At 49.2% G+C, this 17,249-nt stretch carries 16 protein-coding genes and 1 pseudogene; 8 read left to right on the top strand and 9 right to left on the bottom strand.

The features are described 5' to 3' along the window. The first annotated feature begins 98 nt into the window (after positions 1-98). Positions 99-1,094, top strand: a complete 996-nt coding sequence (bioB, locus tag K4H25_RS10090; protein WP_221020392.1) for a biotin synthase BioB — start codon at positions 99-101, stop codon at positions 1,092-1,094. 146 nt (positions 1,095-1,240) lie between these two features. Here the strand turns inward: bioB and K4H25_RS10085 are convergent, their stop codons facing one another. The 5 genes from K4H25_RS10085 to K4H25_RS10065 form a co-directional block, all read right to left on the bottom strand. Beyond that, positions 1,241-1,546: a metal-sensitive transcriptional regulator gene (locus K4H25_RS10085; protein ID WP_173534259.1), complete on the bottom strand. Its 306-nt coding sequence runs from the start codon at positions 1,544-1,546 to the stop codon at positions 1,241-1,243. Continuing rightward, a complete protein-coding gene (locus tag K4H25_RS10080; RefSeq protein ID WP_173534258.1) occupies positions 1,530-1,739 on the bottom strand; it encodes a heavy-metal-associated domain-containing protein in 210 nt (69 codons plus the stop codon). The genes K4H25_RS10085 and K4H25_RS10080 overlap by 17 nt, the downstream gene beginning before the upstream one ends. 9 nt (positions 1,740-1,748) lie before the next feature. Continuing rightward, a complete protein-coding gene (locus tag K4H25_RS10075; protein ID WP_221020391.1) occupies positions 1,749-4,103 on the bottom strand; it encodes a heavy metal translocating P-type ATPase in 2,355 nt (784 codons plus the stop codon). Between the two features lie 274 nt (positions 4,104-4,377). After that, entirely contained in the window at positions 4,378-4,692 is a 315-nt protein-coding gene (locus K4H25_RS10070) for an RnfH family protein (RefSeq protein WP_221020390.1), read from the bottom strand. A gap of 71 nt (positions 4,693-4,763) precedes the next feature. Then, the gene (locus tag K4H25_RS10065; protein WP_221020389.1) at positions 4,764-5,192 is read right to left on the bottom strand and encodes a type II toxin-antitoxin system RatA family toxin; all 429 of its coding nucleotides are present in this window, start codon (positions 5,190-5,192) and stop codon (positions 4,764-4,766) included. 48 nt (positions 5,193-5,240) lie between these two features. Between K4H25_RS10065 and dnaB the strand changes: the two genes are divergently transcribed. From dnaB to K4H25_RS10045, 4 genes and pseudogenes are all read left to right on the top strand, one after another. Further along, positions 5,241-6,689, top strand: coding sequence for a replicative DNA helicase (dnaB, locus tag K4H25_RS10060; protein ID WP_373314787.1), 1,449 nt, complete (start codon positions 5,241-5,243; stop codon positions 6,687-6,689). 124 nt (positions 6,690-6,813) lie between these two features. Then, positions 6,814-7,176, top strand: coding sequence for a cupin domain-containing protein (locus K4H25_RS10055; RefSeq protein ID WP_255587506.1), 363 nt, complete (start codon positions 6,814-6,816; stop codon positions 7,174-7,176). A gap of 1,287 nt (positions 7,177-8,463) precedes the next feature. Continuing rightward, positions 8,464-9,924: pseudogene (locus K4H25_RS17130) on the top strand (DNA translocase FtsK); the annotation flags it as partial. A gap of 67 nt (positions 9,925-9,991) precedes the next feature. Continuing rightward, positions 9,992-10,309, top strand: coding sequence for a DUF805 domain-containing protein (locus K4H25_RS10045; RefSeq protein ID WP_221020387.1), 318 nt, complete (start codon positions 9,992-9,994; stop codon positions 10,307-10,309). 58 nt (positions 10,310-10,367) lie between these two features. Here K4H25_RS10045 and K4H25_RS10040 read toward each other — a convergent pair whose 3' ends face one another. Beyond that, a complete protein-coding gene (locus K4H25_RS10040; RefSeq protein ID WP_221020386.1) occupies positions 10,368-11,333 on the bottom strand; it encodes an imelysin family protein in 966 nt (321 codons plus the stop codon). 183 nt (positions 11,334-11,516) lie between these two features. Here K4H25_RS10040 and K4H25_RS10035 point away from each other — a divergent pair, with 183 nt between their 5' ends. From K4H25_RS10035 to K4H25_RS10025, 3 genes are all read left to right on the top strand, one after another. Further along, positions 11,517-11,888, top strand: a complete 372-nt coding sequence (locus tag K4H25_RS10035) for a hypothetical protein (RefSeq protein WP_221020385.1) — start codon at positions 11,517-11,519, stop codon at positions 11,886-11,888. 95 nt (positions 11,889-11,983) lie between these two features. Then, positions 11,984-13,702, top strand: coding sequence for a proline--tRNA ligase (locus tag K4H25_RS10030; RefSeq protein ID WP_221020384.1), 1,719 nt, complete (start codon positions 11,984-11,986; stop codon positions 13,700-13,702). A gap of 154 nt (positions 13,703-13,856) precedes the next feature. Then, positions 13,857-14,474: a lytic transglycosylase domain-containing protein gene (locus K4H25_RS10025; RefSeq protein WP_255587504.1), complete on the top strand. Its 618-nt coding sequence runs from the start codon at positions 13,857-13,859 to the stop codon at positions 14,472-14,474. Between the two features lie 114 nt (positions 14,475-14,588). On the opposite strand, the gene K4H25_RS10020 is transcribed toward K4H25_RS10025, so the two are convergent. The 3 genes from K4H25_RS10020 to K4H25_RS10010 all read right to left on the bottom strand — a co-directional run bounded on the left by K4H25_RS10020 (position 14,589) and on the right by K4H25_RS10010 (position 17,030). Beyond that, positions 14,589-15,260 (bottom strand): Crp/Fnr family transcriptional regulator, encoded by a 672-nt coding sequence (locus tag K4H25_RS10020; protein WP_221020383.1) that lies wholly within the window; start codon positions 15,258-15,260, stop codon positions 14,589-14,591. Positions 15,261-15,269: 9 nt separating this feature from the next. Continuing rightward, positions 15,270-16,037 carry an exodeoxyribonuclease III gene (gene xth / locus K4H25_RS10015; protein ID WP_221020382.1) on the bottom strand — a complete coding sequence of 256 codons (768 nt, stop codon included), beginning with the start codon at positions 16,035-16,037 and terminating at the stop codon, positions 15,270-15,272. A gap of 219 nt (positions 16,038-16,256) precedes the next feature. Beyond that, positions 16,257-17,030, bottom strand: a complete 774-nt coding sequence (locus K4H25_RS10010) for a carbonic anhydrase (RefSeq protein WP_221020381.1) — start codon at positions 17,028-17,030, stop codon at positions 16,257-16,259. Positions 17,031-17,249: the final 219 nt, after the last annotated feature.

Here is a 17,249-nt window from a genome sequence, read left to right as displayed (position 1 = left end):
CAGTGCCTCGTTTGGACAATGCGATTGATGTCGTTGGTCGGCGGTGGCTTTTTGCCGTGGGCACTACTTAGTATTAAAATTATTTGGATAAATAGCGAATGAATTGTTCCAGCTCAGCAACACAAACCATCGAATTTAAGCGCGCATCGCCGCATCCGGAGCAAGCGCTATGGTCAGAAACCGCCGTCGCTCAATTGTTTGCGTTGCCGTTTAATGATTTGCTGTTTCAAGCGCAAACAGTGCATCGACAAAATTTTGATGCCAATCGAGTCCAGTTGTCGACTTTGCTGTCAGTAAAAACCGGCGGTTGCTCAGAAGATTGTGGCTATTGCTCACAATCGGCGCGCCACGATACCGGTTTAGAGACCGAAAAACTCATGGACGCTGATGAAGTGATCGCTAAAGCTGCGATTGCCAAAGAAAATGGCTCGTCGCGTTTTTGCATGGGTGCTGCATGGCGCGGCCCGAAAAACAAAGATTTAGCTGAAGTTAAAAAAATGATTGCCGGCGTGAAAGCACTGGGTTTAGAAACCTGTGCCACGTTTGGTATGCTTAAAGACGGCCAAGCGGAACAATTACGCGATGCTGGTTTGGACTATTACAACCACAATCTGGATACCTCAGAAGCCAAATATGGCGAAATCGTCACCACCCACAGCTATGCCGATCGTTTGGATACCTTGGGTAAGGCACGTAAAGCTGGTTTAAATGTGTGCTCAGGCGGGATTGTCGGCTTGGGTGAAACCCGTTTGGATCGCGCTGGTTTAGTGGCGCAATTGGCTAATCTCGATCCGCAGCCCGATTCGGTACCGATCAATAATCTAGTGCAAATTGATGGCACGCCACTGGATGGCTCAGAGCCCGTCGATTGGACTGAGTTTGTTCGCACCATTGCCGTCGCGCGCATTACGATGCCAAAAGCTTATGTACGTTTGTCGGCAGGTCGCCAACAAATGCCCGAAGCGATGCAAGCACTGTGCTTTTTGGCTGGCGCGAATTCGATTTTTTACGGCGATAAATTGTTAACCACCGGTAATCCCGATGTCGAAGGCGATCGTGCTTTGTTCCGCAAATTAAATCTGCAGCCGCTGTAAGGGCTAGATAGATTGCGGCGCTGAGTATTCCTACGCCGCATAAAAAATAAAGGGTATTGCTTGGTAGGCATGATCATTCATGCACTACAAGGCAATACCCTTATTACTGCGCACCACCAGGATTGTGGCGAGATCAACTCAAGTTCTTAACCGCGCACTTTTTTAACCACTTGCATCAATTGTGCCGCCGCTTCGTCGCCTTGGCCGCTTTTAAGCGCTTGGGCGATGCAGTCTTGGGTTTGTTGTTCAAGCAAAATTAGACCTAAAGCATCCAATGCCGAGCGCGCTGCGGCCACTTGGTTGAGGATGTCGCCGCTGTATTTCTCTTCTTCGACCATGCGGGTGATGCCCGAGACTTGGCCAACGATGCGGTTAAGTCGCTTAATCAATAAATCGCGATTTGGGCGCGGTAATTGCGTTTTGTCTTGCGTCTTTTTAGTGCTTGATGTCATATCCGGCTTCCTCGATGGCTGTTTCCAGTGCGGCGCGACTGGTTTGTTGGGCGTCGAACACAATATGTGCCGCGCCGGGGTTAAGTGTGACATTGGCCGATTGCACCCCTGTCACGGCTTGCAGAACACGCGTTACGCCAGCTGTGCAGCCGCCGCACGTCATGCCGTCAATTTGAATATCGATAGTTTCCATCGCAACTCCTTAGCTTTTCCAGCGTTTTAATAGCAATGCATTGCTCACCACCGAAATAGACGACATCGCCATTGCGGCACCAGCAACAATGGGGTTGAGTAAGCCTAAAGCAGCAACGGGAATGCCTAAAGCGTTATAAATAAAGGCGAAAAATAAATTCTGTTTGATTTTACGAATCGTCGCTTTCGATAGGCTGATGGCTGCAGCAATATGCGCAATATCGTTATGCATTAGCGTGATATCTGCGGTTTCAATGGCGACGCTGGCGCCACTTTGCATCGCAAAGCTCACATTCGCTGCCGCCAATGCAGGGGCGTCATTTATGCCGTCGCCAGCCATGGCCACATGCCGACCTTGGGCTTGCAATTGGGTGATGAGTGCCGCTTTGTCTTTCGGGCTCATCTGCGCTTGAAAAGTCGTGATGCCCAGCTCATTGGCGATCACTGCTGCCGTGGCGGGGTTGTCACCCGTCAGCATAATGATGTTGATGCCGGCAAGTTGCAAGGATTTGACGGCGGCTTTTGCATCAGCGCGCGGTGTGTCTTTTAGGCCGATAAAGCCTTGTAATTGCTCATTTTTAGCTAGTGCGATCACGGTTTGACCCGCTTGCGTCATTACGTCAAGTTGCGCTTTTTGCTCGGCATTAAGCGGGCTTACCCAGTCTGGACGGCCAACTTTAAACTGATCGTTACCGATCTGAGCTGACATACCAAGACCCACTTCGGTGTGAATCTCGCTGGCGGTCAGTAAGGCCAGTTGCTGTGTTTGCGCTTCGCTGATTAAGGCATGCGCCAATGGGTGTTGCGAATGGGCTTCAATGCTGGCCGCTTGCAAAATAAGCTCGGATTCGGTGCCGTTTATGAGATGAACCGCGCTGACTTTGGGCTGACCCTCGGTCAAGGTGCCGGTTTTGTCGACGATTAAGGTGTCAATATGGCTGGCTAACTCTAAGGCGCTGGCATTGCGAAACAATAAGCCGTTTTTGGCGCCCAGCCCAACGCCGACCATAATCGCGGTCGGTGTTGCTAATCCCAGTGCACACGGGCAGGCGATGACTAAGACCGCAATTGCGTGAATTAAAGCCGTGGTTGGATCGTTTAATACCAGCCAAGTGGCAACAAAAGTTACTAGGGCAATGACCAGTACTGCAGGTACAAAAATAGCCGCGATTTGATCGGCCAAGCGTTGAATCGGCGCTTTACTACCTTGGGCTTGGCGCACCATACGAATAATCGCCGCCAATTGCGTGGCGCTGCCAATGCTAGTGGCGCGGATCGTGATGCTACCTTGGCTGCTGCGGGTGCCGGCAAACACCGTATCCCCCATGGTTTTGCTGGCGGGGATGGATTCTCCAGTCAGCATGGCTTCATCAACCGCAATGCTGCCACTGAGAATCACCCCGTCGACGGCAATGCTTTCACCATCGCGCACCATTAAAATATCGCCTTGCTGGATATTAGCAATCGCCAGTTCTAGCCATTGTCCATTGCGCTCAACGCGTGCCGTTTGCGGCTGCAGCGCCAGCAGTTCACTAATGGCGCTGGCCGTTTTGTGTTTGGCCCGGCTTTCTAGCCATTTACCCAGCATAACTAAAGTAATAATCGCCGCGCTAGCTTCAAAATACAGATCATGGCGCCCAGCAGACCAAGCCCAGCAGCTATATAGCCACGCCATCGACGTGCCAAGCGCCACCAGTACATCCATATTGGCGGCACCACCACGTAGGGCAAAATAAGCACCGCGATAAAAACGCAGGCCAGGAATAAATTGCACTATGCTGGCAAGCACAAATTGCAGTGCAAAAGGCAAAATGCCGTGTCGGCCAAACAGCATGCCGCCCATCTCAACTAAAAAGGGCAGGGTGCAGACGATGGCAATCATAAACAGCCAAGGGGTTTCAGCGGCGGGTGCTGTGTTGATCTGTGTGCTTGTTGGGCTGGAAAAGCCCGCTTTTTCAATGGCGGCCTTGACCGTATCTAAATCAATGAGCCCACGTGGCGCGCTGATTTGGGCGCTTTCATTGGCGAAATTGACTTGGGCGCTTAAATTGGGCAGTCGATTGAGGACTTTTTCTAATCGCAGCGCGCATGCGCTGCACGTCATCCCTTCGATAGGGAGTTCAATTTGCTGACGCGGGACTTGGTAGCCGGCGTGCTCAATGGCTTGAATAATAGGAGCGATTTGAATCGCGGAACTGGTGCTATTGATTTGCGCCATTTCGCTGGCGAAATTAACGCTCGCTTGAATGCCATCCAAACGATTAAGTACTTTTTCGACACGCTGAGCGCAGGCAGAGCAAGTCATCCCCTCGATGGGTATATCGATGGAAGTGTTGCTGGCTGTTGGGTTCAGGGTTTGACTCATGGGGGTATAGTAGGCTGGATATGACATACCCGCAAGGGGTATGTCGCCACCGTTCAGCCCTTAGCTGGCAAGGATAGTCAGCTTGGCATCGCTTGGTTTTTGGCACAAAATCGAGTGTCAATGCGTTACTTTATTAGGTTTTTAGCATATTGTATGGAGGCCCGTTTTATCTGCCGCACGCCTCGATTGGACACCCTTGATCAAGGAGAAACTGCAGCGCAGTTGAGACACCTTGATCAAGTAGAGTGTGTGCTTTTTGGGTCTGCCCAATGAGTTACTCCGCGTCGCCGCCGCCTTTTTTCATGGCCTTGCCCGCTTGCGCCCGTTGGCGGCGGACTTCTTTGGGGTCGGCAATGAGAGGGCGATATACTTCAACACGGTCTTTATGGCGTAGTACGGTGTCAAGTTTGACGGCCTTGGCAAAAATGCCAATCTTTTGCTGGCTTAAGTCAATTTCAGGAAATTCTTGCAACAGGCCCGATCGCTCAATGGCTTGTTGTGCCGTCGTACCATTTGGCACTTTCAGACTTAATAGCTTTTGCTTTTTCGCTGTGGCGTAAACCACTTCAACGGTGATTAATTCACTCATACACTTCTTCTGTCGGGTAGGTATCTAGCTCTAGCCATTGCGCTTTAAGGGCTAGAGATGGATACATTGTGTTAACCATATTTTCGGTCGGCTTCTTTAACAAAAGCATCGACAAAGGTTGAGGTGATTTTGCCAAAAACTGGGCCGATGACGGCATCCAGCGCCCGATTGGAAAACTCGTAATCGAGTGAAAACTCGATTTTGCAGGCGTCTTCCATTAGAGGAATAAAACGCCAAACGCCGGTGAGTGCCTTAAATGGGCCATCAACAAAATGCATGACGATTTCGTTTTCGGTTTTGGTGTCACGCGTACGAAAAAAAGTGCTGACTTTTAAAAATTCGATTTTGATGGTGACATCCAAGATTTCGGCTGAGCGTTCGTGCACTTCCACGCCGCCGCACCATGGCAAAAATCGTGGGTAATCTTCCACACGATCGACTAAATCGAACATTTCTTGGGCTGAATGGGAGACAAGAACTGATTTGCGTAAACACTGCATGGCTTTGAAGGGGTAAAATAGCGAACTAATCTACCCTGTGATTGAGAAATGACTGATTATCCTGACCAAGTGAACGAGATGCAAGCGAGCTATCGTGCTAATTCGCATGCCGATGATGAAACTGCGGTATATCGGATTCCACCGCACTCGGTTGAAGCGGAACAATCGGTACTCGGTGGTTTGATGCTCGACAATCAGGCGTTTGACAAAATCGCCGATATTATTGGTGATCAAGACTTCTACCGTGAAGACCATCGCCGTATCTATCAAGCCATTATTAAATTGGTTGAGCACAATCGCCCAGCCGATGTGATCACGGTGAAAGAGTCGCTCGATACCACCAATGACTTAACGTATGTCGGTGGACTCGCCTACCTAGGGTCCTTGGTACAAAATACCCCCTCGGCCGCCAATATTCGTCGTTACGCCGAAATCGTGCGCGAAAAATCAGTGATGCGTCAGCTCGCTAGCGTAGCGACAGAAATTGCCGATGCGACGTTTTTCCCGAATGGGCGGGACGCCAAGCAGTTACTCGATGAAGCCGAATCGCGCGTCTTTATGATTGCCGAGCAGTCACAAAAAGGTAGTCAGGGCTTTTTTGCCATGCCGCCGATTTTGAAAGAAATCGTCGAGCGTATCGATTATTTGTACCAACAAGACAATCCATCTGAAATTACCGGCACTGCGACCGGATTTATTGACCTTGATAAAATGACATCCGGACTGCAGGGCGGTGATTTGATTATTGTTGCCGGTCGTCCGTCGATGGGTAAAACGGCGTTTTCGATCAATATTGCTGAGAACGTCGCAATTGATAGCAAATTGCCCGTGGCGATTTTTTCAATGGAAATGGGCGCGGCGCAATTGGGGATGCGGATGGTCGGCTCGGTCGGCAAGATCGATATGCATAAACTCAAAACCGGTAAATTTGAAGACGACGATTGGCTGCGTCTTACGCATGCCGTTGGTAAGCTGTCTGAAGCGCCGATTTTTATTGAAGAAACCGGCGCGCTGACCGCGCTGGATATTCGTACTAAATCACGGCGTTTGGCACGGCAATGCGGTGGCCAGCTTGGATTGATTGTGATCGACTATTTGCAATTGATGGCGGGGCGTTCTGGCGCAAAAGATCAAAATCGTGCGACTGAACTCGGCGAGATTTCACGTTCACTTAAAGGTTTGGCGCGCGAACTCAAATGCCCGATTATCGCGCTGTCGCAGTTAAGCCGTTCGGTTGAGCAACGTACCGACAAACGTCCAATGATGTCCGATTTGCGCGAATCGGGGGCGATTGAGCAAGATGCTGACTTGATTATGTTTTTGTATCGTGATGAATATTACAATCCAGATAGCCAATTTAAAGGCATTGCTGAATGTATCTTGGGTAAGCACCGTAATGGCCCAACCGGCAAAATTCCATTGGTATTCCAAGGGATGCATTCACGCTTTGATAATGCGCTGATGCGGCCAGATGGTTGGTCGAGTGATTTGGAATAACGATTTGGAATGACTGTTTGCTGCGACATGGGTTTGCTGTCGCAATGGCAAGATGTGTTACATGTTGCAGTGCATGATATTGCCATTTTTGCGATGTACGCGTTTTACTGAGTTTGGGGAGCGGGTGTTGATTACTCATTTTAATTTGCCGGTACTGCCGACGTTTGATCAGCCAAGGGCCGATCGTTTGTTAAGTGGTGATCCACAGCGCACCACTTGGTCGCACTACACCAGCGCCGATCGTCAATTGTCCTGTGGTATTTGGGCGTGTGACGTGGGCTCATGGCGAATTGCTTTTGCCGCAGATAAAGAAGAGTTTTTTTGCGTGATTGAGGGCGAAGTCTGTTTATGGGATCAGAACGATCAAGGGGTGGTCGTTAAAGCGGGTGAGGCTGCCGTCATTCCAGCTGGTTTTGTCGGTCGTTTTGAAGTCATTCAAGCGGTACGTAAATATTTTGTTGTTTTAGATCGTTCTGCTGTTGTTTAGATAAAAATGAAAAAAATTAAAAATCTGTTTACTCGTTTAAATAATCAACTTGATGGTGATATGGATGACGCGGCGCGGCAAGCGGCGATCGAGCGCGCCCGTACTGAGCCAGAATTGGGCGAATCGGCAAAACCCGGTATGGATCGACTATTTGAATTACCGCTGTCGCCGGTGGTGAATGTGGCCAGCAAAAGCATAGCTGGACTGCGAAGTGCAGTCACTAAAATTAAAGGTTTGGCGCATCGCGATGCGGATGACGTAGATGCTCATGCCTTGGCGGAAAGAACAGAGCCCGAGTTTGATCCTTTGTTTAGCGCAGTTGATTCGGCATCAGCACGGACGAATCGTGCCGCGTCAATCGCCGCGCCGCCGGCGCCGTCTGCTGGTTTGCATCGCCGACCTTTGCGTGAACAGGCCGCAGTCAGTGCAGAGCGCTCTGCAGTAACGACTAGAGCTGCAGCTACGCCGACTCAATCGGCAGCCACATCGACGCCGCCAGCGGATGTTCAGTCACTCTCTTCGCCAAAGCAAACCTCGACGACGCAGACGGCTCAATCGTCGCCTATGCCACGTCGGCGAGAATTACCTACCATCGATTTGGAGCAAATTCAGCATAATTTGGCGCTGAGTCAGCGTAAATTAGCCGCCGAAGGGGCGAAAATGCCCAGTAAGGCCGCGCCTGAAGTGTTGCCGATTATCGATGTGGCTGAGATTCGTAGTCGCTTGCAAGAAATTCACGCCAAGCCTGAGGTTGTAGCGCCCACTCGGCGTATGGGTGTTAGCCGCGTGGCGAAGTTAGATAAAGATGGTGGTGGGTTTAGCAATCAAAGCACGGTAAAAAGTAAAGCCCCTTTGGCACCGCCGACATTATTGCGAAGATCTGAGCGTATTGAGCCGCAGCCCATCATTCATGCAGCGAAGATGGATATACATGCTGCATCGGCGGTAAAAGAGAATGTTAACGTTGTGGCTGAACATGCAGTGAGATTGCCTGAGGTATTGCAGGATGCAGCTTTGTCTGAAGCGCCAATTTTGCCGCCAGTAGATCACCGTTTTACTCGTGCGCAAGTGCCTTTCCCCAGTAGCGACGCGCCTGAGTTAACGCAGGCAGAGCCGGTATTGACTGCGCCAGCAAGCCATGTTGCTGCGCCGCCAAGTCAGGTTGTTGTGCCGCCCGTAGTTCGGCCCACGCATTTTTTGCGCCCCGATGAGTTTGGTGCTGCGCAAATGGCGCCTAAACCCAATGCGGCGTGGGGCGCATGTGAAAATGGTTTGTGCTTGCCACTGGATTTATTACGCCCACCTTTGGTGAGTGCGCAAACCGTAACGCAAGACGATTTGCTTGAGCGCAGTATTTTGATTGAAGAAAAACTCACTGAGTTTAAGGTCAAAGTTAGTGTGCTCGATGCGTATGCTGGGCCGGTGATTACTCGCTTTGAAGTTGAGCCCGCGATGGGCGTGCGCGGCGCACAAGTGGTCAATTTGGCCAAGGATCTGGCGCGTTCACTCGGCGTTGCCGCCGTGCGGGTGGTGGAAACCATTCCGGGTAAAACGTGCATGGGATTGGAGTTGCCTAACCCAACCCGGCAAATGATTCGCTTGTCCGAGATTTTGTCAGCCCCCGAGTACCAGCAACAAGTGTCGCCCATTACCATTGCGCTGGGTAAAGATATTGCTGGTTTACCCGTTGCGACCGATCTGGCAAAAACACCGCATATGCTGGTAGCGGGAACCACCGGTTCGGGTAAATCGGTCGGTGTGAATGCAATGATCTTGTCGATTTTATTTAAAGCCACACCGGATGAAGTGCGCTTTATTATGATTGACCCAAAAATGCTGGAATTGTCGATTTATGAAGGCATTCCGCATTTGCTGGCACCGGTGGTCACCGATATGAAACTAGCTGCCAATGCGCTCAATTGGTGTGTCGGCGAGATGGAAAAACGTTATCGGCTGTTGAGTGCACTCGGCGTGCGTAATTTGGCCGGTTTTAATCAAAAAGTCGCCGATGCCGCCGCCAAAGGTCGCAAATTAACTAATCCATTTTCATTAACGCCGGACGATCCCGAGCCGCTTGAACATTTGCCCTTGATTGTGGTGGTGGTGGATGAATTTGCCGATTTAATGATGGTAGCGGGTAAAAAAATCGAAGAATTAATCGCGCGCTTGGCGCAAAAAGCCCGCGCAGCGGGGATTCATTTGATTTTGGCGACACAACGCCCATCGGTCGACGTGATTACTGGGTTAATTAAAGCCAATATTCCAACGCGCTTGGCGTTTCAGGTGTCGAGCAAAATCGACAGTCGCACCATTCTCGATCAAATGGGCGCTGAGGCTTTGTTGGGGCAGGGCGATATGCTGTTCTTGCCGCCCGGTAGCGGTTATCCAACGCGGATTCATGGCGCTTTTGTGGATGATGCCGAGGTGCATTGTGTGGTTGAATACTTAAAACAACTCGGTGAGCCCAATTATGTTGAAGGCGTTCTGCATCCAGTTGCTGGTGAAGATAATGGCATCAGTGGTTGGTCTAGCGGAGCCGAGGGTGAAGAGGCCGATCCTTTGTACGATGAGGCGGTTGCCTTGGTGCTAAAAAGTCGCCGCGCTTCGATTTCTGGTGTGCAACGACAAATGCGGATTGGTTATAACCGCGCCGCACGTTTAATCGAGCAAATGGAAGCGGCCGGATTGGTGAGTGCCATGGAAACCAGCGGCAACCGTACCGTTTTAGCGCCACCTTTGGCGGAATAACTGATTAAGTTCTGTCTTCAAACTAGATTGTGGCTATGTGTTGGTGTTTTACATTAAGGAGAAGATCATGAGGTTTGAAGAGTCAATCCGAACTTGTTTTAGTAAATACGCCGACTTTAAAGGGCGTGCGGTCCGTTCTGAATATTGGTGGTGGGTGTTGTTTACGTTTTTGGCGGGTTTGGCGCTGAGCTTGGCCGGTGAAGCCGTTTCAGGGGTTTTTTCCTTGCTGACGCTATTGCCATCGTTGGCCGTCGGTGCTCGCCGACTGCATGACATCAATCGCAGTGGTTGGTGGCAGCTGATTTGGTTCTTGCCGATTATTGGCTGGATTTTATTGCTGTATTGGTTTGCCAGTGAAGGGGTTGAGCCAAATCGTTTTGATTGATTCAAGTTCGATACGATTTGGTAAGACAATTGGGCCAGCAAATTGCTGGCCCAATTGTTTAGTTCCGGCGCAGTGCCGTGGCTACATCGGTGCGTAAGGTGTCATTTAATGATTGAGCAGCAGCGCTGACTTGCTTGGCGTTGTGCTCGCTATTGTGTTGCGCCAATTGTTGGCCCGCCTGCTGCAATTTGCTGAGTTGTTTTTGCGTTTTTTGCCATTGGCGGGTGTGCTGTCGCGACAGTAGATAATCATCTAGGCCAATGCCATTTGCGCCGGTGATGAGTGCGCTAAGCCCGGCAATATTGGCATTAATCTCTTGTGCGCTATGCGGTTTGGCACTGTCTTGCGTTTTGAAGCTCGCTAAGCGCTGACTGCCCGCTTCGAGCGCTTTCAAGTATTCATTAATTAATTGCCCAGGGTAAGAAATATCGTAAGCCGCGCCTCGAATTAAGCCTTGCCATTCATACTGCAAAATAGTGACTTGTCTCGATATGGTCTTTGCTTGCCAATTAACGTAGGCACACATTGAATCTTGCTGTAGTAAAGTCAGCGGCGTGTCGTTAAATAACACGGCAGCAATAACAGGCAGCCCAAGGTAGCCGTCGGCAAGTTGCTGGCCATAATAATGTGCTTCACCGTCAGTCATTGCGTGGGTGGGCATGGTTAAACTATGCCGAGCGAGCTCGGTGGTGCTTTGGGCGGGTATTTCAAATAGCCGCGTAGTGTGTTGCTGCTTGCTAGGCCCAATGGGTGCAATACCGATCTGTTGCCAAGCGCTAAATGTTCTGAGGTAGGCTTGTTGCGCTTGTTGTAAATTGGCTTCGCTTGGCTGCTGGCAAAGCGCCGCCGTGCTTTGATTTAATTCATTGGCCGCTGTTTGTAATGCTTGAACTTGCGGTGTAATAACTTGACTCATAATCGAGAGCGTTAATTCTGGAGTAAGCACTTTGCTGGTTGTGGGTGTGTTCGTTGCCAGCGCGGTACCAATCCAAGCACTCATTGCGAGTAAGGCGTATTTTTTCATGGCACTCCTCCTTTTTTTTGGCGTATTGATATTACATGGTTTGCCGTATTGTCAGTAAGTTTGATGAGCGACTCAGCTTTAGTTTGCAAATCGCCTAGATGATGTTGCATTTTTTGCTGACGAATTGGTGATGGCTTGTATAATCGGCGACTTGTTTAATGAATTTATTGATGGATGCAAAGCATGAGCTTTTATTTTCGCCCTGATGACGTACCTGAGTTGCAAGGCCTAACGCGCTGGGATCAGCGCGTGTTGCTACGGGGTACTTTTATTAAAGAGCGTGCGATGTCGACTGTCGTTTTGTTGATGGCAGTGCTGGGTAGTGTGCAATTTGTGATTAATCCATTGTTGGAGCAATACGCCCCCGCTGTTCGTGCCGATAATATGTTTTATGCTGCGATTTTAGTCGGCTGGTTGTTATTTTTGATGTGGGCGCGTGATGCCATCATGATGAATCTATTGCGTCCTAAGCTGGCGCTCAAGCGTGCCGAAATGAAGGCGGCTGAGATTGCGCAATTAGAAGCAGCACGAGCCAGTGAGCAAGGTGAAGCCTAATCGGTGTTGCTGCGGCTAGCTTGCCGCGCTATGGATTGGCTTTGCGCATGATCTCGGCCAATTTTATTTGATTTATTTTTCGGAATTATTTTCTTATGCGCACTTCGCAACTGTTTATTTCTACTAAAAAAGAAGCGCCCGCTGAAGCAGAATTGCTTTCACATAAATTGATGCTCCGTGCGGGTTTAATTAAGCGTTTGGGTTCGGGGCTCTATACTTGGATGCCGCTGGGCCTGCGCGTATTGCGTAAGGTTGAGGCTGTCGTTCGCTCAGAAATGAATACGGCTGGGGCGCAAGAATTGTTGATGCCTGCGGTACAGCCAAAAGAGCTGTGGGAAGAAACCGGGCGTTGGGAAGTTTTTGGTCCACAAATGCTGAAGATCACCGATCGTCACGAGCGCCAATTTTGTTTTGGCCCAACGCATGAAGAAGTGATTACTGATATTGCGCGCAGTGAATTGCGCTCATACAAGCAATTGCCGGCGAATTTTTATCAAGTTCAAACTAAATTCCGCGATGAGATCCGTCCACGTTTTGGTGTGATGCGTGCGCGTGAATTTATGATGAAAGACGCGTATTCATTTCATGCGTCTTTTGAGTCGTTGCAACAAACTTACGACGTGATGTACGGCGCCTATTCTAAGGTGTTTACGCGCCTAGGCTTGCAGTTCCGTGCGGTTGCGGCCGATACCGGTGCGATTGGTGGCTCGGGTTCGCACGAGTTTCATGTGCTAGCCGATGCCGGTGAAGATTTGTTGGCGTATTGCCCAACATCAGATTACGCGGCCAACGTTGAATTGGCTCAAGCCTTTGCCCCGAGCACACCACGTGCGGCGGCATTAGAGGCAATGACTGATGTGGATACACCAAAGCAAACTGCATGTGCTGATGTGGCGGCATTGCTTGGTGTTGGCGTAGAGCGCACCGTCAAAGCCATCGCTTTGGTAACCGTTGCCGGAGAGTTTGTATTGGCGCTGCTGCGTGGTGATCATAATCTGAACGAAGTGAAAATCGCTAAGCTTGAAGGCATGGCTGATTTTCGATTTGCTTCTGATGATGAAATCCGTACTGCGTTATTGTGCCCACCAGGATTTATCGGTCCAGTCGGCATCAATGCTGACATCCGTGTGATCGCTGATTTAACTGTTGCGGCAATGAGCGACTTTATTTGTGGTGCGAATAAGCCAAAATTCCACTTGTCGGGCGTGAACTTTGGTCGTGATTTACCAGAGCCACACATCGTTGCGGATATTCGCAATGTGATGAATGGCGACGTGTGCCCAGATGGCAAGGGCGGCGTGCTGGAATTGTGCCGTGGTATTGAAGTTGGCCATATTTTCCAATTGCGTACTAAGTATTCAGAAGCGATGAATTGCGTGTTTGTGACCGAGCAAAATACGCAGCAAGCAATGGAAATGGGCTGCTACGGTATTGGTGTGTCGCGGATTGTCGCGGCGGCGATTGAGCAAAACCATGATGCCAAAGGCATTATCTGGCCGGCGGCAATGGCGCCATTTAGCGTGGCTGTCGTGGCTGTGGGTTACCACAAATCAGAAGTCGTGAAAGCGGCTGCGGATCAATTGTATGCCCAGCTGATTGCAGCCGGTGTCGATGTCTTGCTGGACGATCGCAATGAGCGTCCGGGTTCGATGTTTGCAGATATGGAATTAATCGGCATTCCACATCGCGTCACCATTGGTGACAAAGCATTGGCTGAAGGCATGGTCGAATATGTGGCGCGCCGCGAAGGTGAAATGAAAAAAATCGCCCTGAGCGAAGCGCTGGAGTGGATTCAAACGCAAACGAAGGTATAAGTAAATACTTAAATTAAGCTTACCTTGGTGAGCTTAATTTATTATTGCCTTGCTGAGTTTTGGTATTTGTTAGGTATATTCATGCAGTGCATTTATTTATTGATTTGCATGAATATACCCCTTGCTTAAGGCCTTGTGGAAAAAGGGGTTTGACGTGAAGTGCAGCGCATTGCTGGTTACGAGTTTGTTGTGTTGGCCTTTATTAGCTTGGGCTGGCGCGCAAAGAGAAGAAACCTTATCTTCATCGGTGCAAACGACGTTGCAGCGCTCGATTAGCGATCGAATGGAACCACGCTTAATTTTTGCTAACTCTGCTGATGCCGAAGTTTGGATGTCAGCAATGTCTGAACGACTCAAAAAACGCATTCCTGATGAATTTGTTCGCCGCAAATTATTAACGGCGATTCATTACGAAGCCACGCGGGCGGGGCTTGATCCGCAGTTAGTGATGGGTTTGATTCATGTCGAGAGTGGTTTTAATCGTTATGCAGTGAGTGTGGTCGGTGCGCGTGGCTTAATGCAGGTGATGCCATTTTGGCAGCGCAGTATTGGCAACGCTGAGCATAATCTCTTTGATATCAATACCAATCTGCGTTACGGCTGTACCATTTTGCGGCATTATTTGGATCGAGAAAACGGTGATTATTTTCGCGCCTTGGGCCGCTATAACGGCAGTTTAGGCAAGGCGGAATATCCTAATCTAGTGCATGGCGCTTGGAAGAATGGCTATGACTGGCAAAGTCCAAGTAATGGTTTGGTAGCGCAAAAATAAATGGGTTTGAATTAAAAAAGCGGCGTCACAGGTGACGCCGCTTTTTTTGTTGCTTCGAAAAGTGTGTTAAGTTCACTGTCACACTGTGTGTGCTCAATCCAACGTCAACGGCGGCTAGATGGGTAATTGATCGATTTGAATGATTTGGATGAAACCGCTTTTCATTTTAAGAAATCCAGCTTCTTCCCAGTGGCTGAGCTGCTTATTGACGCTTTCTCGTGATGCACCGACAAAATTAGCTAAATCTTGTTGGGTCATTTTTAAATCAATTCGCACGCCATCGGCATTGGCTTGGCCGTAGTTATGTGCCAATTGACGCAGTATTTTCGCTAATCGCAATGGCAAAGGCAGAAAGAGCGTGTCTTGCACTAAGTCATTGGCGCTTCTGAGTCGTTCGCACAGTGTGGTAATCAGTGAGCGCATCACGTGCGGGTGGTGATCAAGATATTGATCGACTGCGCTGCGCTGCAGGACTAAAAGTTCACCGTCTTCAAGTGCTTCGACGCTGGCATTGCGCGGCGCGCCATCGAGCATGGCGAGTTCGCCAAAGACTTCACCGCCTTCTAAAATCGCCAGCGTAATTTCTCGGCCTTCTTCATTGCTACGCGTGACCTTTAAACGGCCATGAATCACGGCAAACATTTCATCGCCACAAACGCCCTGGGCGACGATGATTTGTTTGGCTTTAACGTGCCTGGTTTGGGCTTGCTGCGCTAAATTTTCCAGCTCGCTTGGCGTAAGCTCACAAAATAAGCTGCTGCCTGAAAGTAATTTGGCTTTGTTCATTGTGATCTCTTAGCTTAGTGTGGCAATAACCGGCGTATGGTCAGATGGGCGCTCATTTTTGCGCGGTTCGATATCGATTTCACAGGCGGTGCATTGTGCAGCGAGCGCTGGCGAGAGCAAGATGTGGTCAATACGCAGTCCGGCATTTTTTTTGAAAGAAAACCCACGGTAGTCCCACCAGCTAAATGCTTTTTCTGGTTGATCAAACAATCGAAAGCTATCGACCAAGCCCAATTGCAGCCATTGCGCAAACATGTCCCGCTCTTGCGGGGAAACCAGATTGCCACCTTGCCACTTGGTAATGTCGTGTACGTCGCGATCTTCAGGGGCGATATTGTAGTCACCCAATAGCGCCAGCTTGGGATGTAGCGCCATTTGCTCAATTAAAAATGCCTTCATTGCGGCGAGCCACGCCATTTTGTAAGGAAATTTTTCTGAATCTAAAGCTTGCCCGTTCGGAATGTAGGCGCCGATAAGGCGAATGCCCGCCACCGTGGCGGTAATGACGCGTTTTTGCGCGTCTGGATATTCTGGTAAGTTGATGGTGACGTCAGTGATTGGTTCGCGCGCGATGATGGCGACGCCGTTATAGGTTTTTTGGCCGGCAAATTCGACAAAAAATCCCGCGCTTTCGATTTCTTCTTTAGGGAAAACCGGATCATCCATTTTGGTTTCTTGCAAGCAAAGTGCAGTAACGTCAGGATTTGCATTGAGCCAATCTAAAACCTGCGGCAAGCGAACCTTGAGTGAATTGACGTTCCAGGTTGCAATTTTCATTGTAAGGCTATTCCTAAATAATCTGTTTGGCGTGAAGGTGCAGTATTTTCACATAGTTTCATCACTTAGTGATTAAGCAATCGTTTTCTTACATCGACCCCTTGTTTTGCTTGATGTACAGCCTACGGCTTCACTGCTTTGCGCTTTGCACGAGCACTTGTATGTATATCGATCGAGCGTTGGCGCAGTCTTTGCGCTAAATCGTTTCGATTGTTCTGTTTAATTGCTTTCTAAAATCGCGCGTTGTTGTAGAGATTGGATTGGCCGTGCATTCATGGGGAACTCGCGTTCAAAGCGAGCGATTTGTGCTGCAGAGAGTGTTTGCGGCGTTTTTAGTACTAACCAACGAACCCCTTCGCTGCATGGCGGCGTGGTCAGAGATCCCATAAAGGTCCAGTACTGGCGGTTGCTAGGTAGTAAGTCGGTTATGTTGTAGCGAATATCATCGTAGTTGCGCGTTTCGTTATGGTTTTTGGGGAATTTATCCCAAAACTGCGCCAGCATGGCTTGGGTATTGCTGCCTTGATTGAGGAGTACGGCAATCACTGCCAGTTGTCCTGCATCATTTTTATGCACTAAATGCGCCACCATCGGGTAGCGCTGACCACCAATCGCTTCTTCACTTGGAGTGTGAAAATGAAATTGCAGTAATTGGTAGCGATCGTTACCAATTACTAAAAAACTACCTGGGTCATAATTGAGTTGAATCGTGTGGCCGTTATTTTGAATATTGGTTTTTGAATCACGATATTGAAATTGTAGCGGCTCTAATTCATGGCTATACGCTTCAGTAATGTTGATGGGCGACTGCTGTTTTCCGTCGCGACATAAACTAAATTCGGATTTCATATCCCCCCAATGGCTCGGTCCTGATTCACCTTCGTAACTCCAATGTGCAGGATCATGCTTGGCTTTGTGGGGTTTTTCATTGGCCAAACTACTCGCAAATACACCAGACAAAGCAATTGCAAGAATTGTGGTTTTTATCAGCATTGCAGTACTCCAGAAAATTAGATATTTGTGCTTCGTCTTAGACCAAGGTCGATCACGATCGGGTGCATATTAAGTACGCTAACATCGTACGATAAAGTAAGACCGTTTTGTATTGTCGACTTAAATGCATGGTTACTTTTTATTAGCATAGAAAGTCTGCGCTTGTTTTGCGCTGTTTTACATTAATGCACAGACTTCACGTTATAATCGTCTCATTAT

Origin of the sequence: Deefgea piscis, from assembly GCF_019665785.1 — a bacterium.
Classification (GTDB): Bacteria; Pseudomonadota; Gammaproteobacteria; order Burkholderiales; family Chitinibacteraceae; genus Deefgea.
Note: the sequence above shows the minus strand (reverse complement) of the source record. Positions and strands in the feature narration are given on the sequence as shown.

Excerpts from the sequence above, each read along its gene's own strand:
- K4H25_RS10075 (WP_221020391.1), bottom strand. The coding sequence starts at position 4,103 with ATGAGTCAAACCCTGAACCCAACAGCCAGCAACACTTCCATCGATATA.
- K4H25_RS10085 (WP_173534259.1), bottom strand. The coding sequence starts at position 1,546 with ATGACATCAAGCACTAAAAAGACGCAAGACAAAACGCAATTACCGCGC.
- K4H25_RS10010 (WP_221020381.1), bottom strand. The coding sequence starts at position 17,030 with ATGCTGATAAAAACCACAATTCTTGCAATTGCTTTGTCTGGTGTATTT.
- K4H25_RS10080 (WP_173534258.1), bottom strand. The coding sequence starts at position 1,739 with ATGGAAACTATCGATATTCAAATTGACGGCATGACGTGCGGCGGCTGC.
- K4H25_RS10045 (WP_221020387.1), top strand. The coding sequence starts at position 9,992 with ATGAGGTTTGAAGAGTCAATCCGAACTTGTTTTAGTAAATACGCCGAC.
- K4H25_RS10065 (WP_221020389.1), bottom strand. The coding sequence starts at position 5,192 with ATGCAGTGTTTACGCAAATCAGTTCTTGTCTCCCATTCAGCCCAAGAA.
- K4H25_RS10070 (WP_221020390.1), bottom strand. The coding sequence starts at position 4,692 with ATGAGTGAATTAATCACCGTTGAAGTGGTTTACGCCACAGCGAAAAAG.
- K4H25_RS10030 (WP_221020384.1), top strand. The coding sequence starts at position 11,984 with ATGCGCACTTCGCAACTGTTTATTTCTACTAAAAAAGAAGCGCCCGCT.
- dnaB (WP_373314787.1), top strand. The coding sequence starts at position 5,241 with ATGACTGATTATCCTGACCAAGTGAACGAGATGCAAGCGAGCTATCGT.
- K4H25_RS10035 (WP_221020385.1), top strand. The coding sequence starts at position 11,517 with ATGAGCTTTTATTTTCGCCCTGATGACGTACCTGAGTTGCAAGGCCTA.
- K4H25_RS10040 (WP_221020386.1), bottom strand. The coding sequence starts at position 11,333 with ATGAAAAAATACGCCTTACTCGCAATGAGTGCTTGGATTGGTACCGCG.
- bioB (WP_221020392.1), top strand. The coding sequence starts at position 99 with ATGAATTGTTCCAGCTCAGCAACACAAACCATCGAATTTAAGCGCGCA.
- K4H25_RS10020 (WP_221020383.1), bottom strand. The coding sequence starts at position 15,260 with ATGAACAAAGCCAAATTACTTTCAGGCAGCAGCTTATTTTGTGAGCTT.
- xth (WP_221020382.1), bottom strand. The coding sequence starts at position 16,037 with ATGAAAATTGCAACCTGGAACGTCAATTCACTCAAGGTTCGCTTGCCG.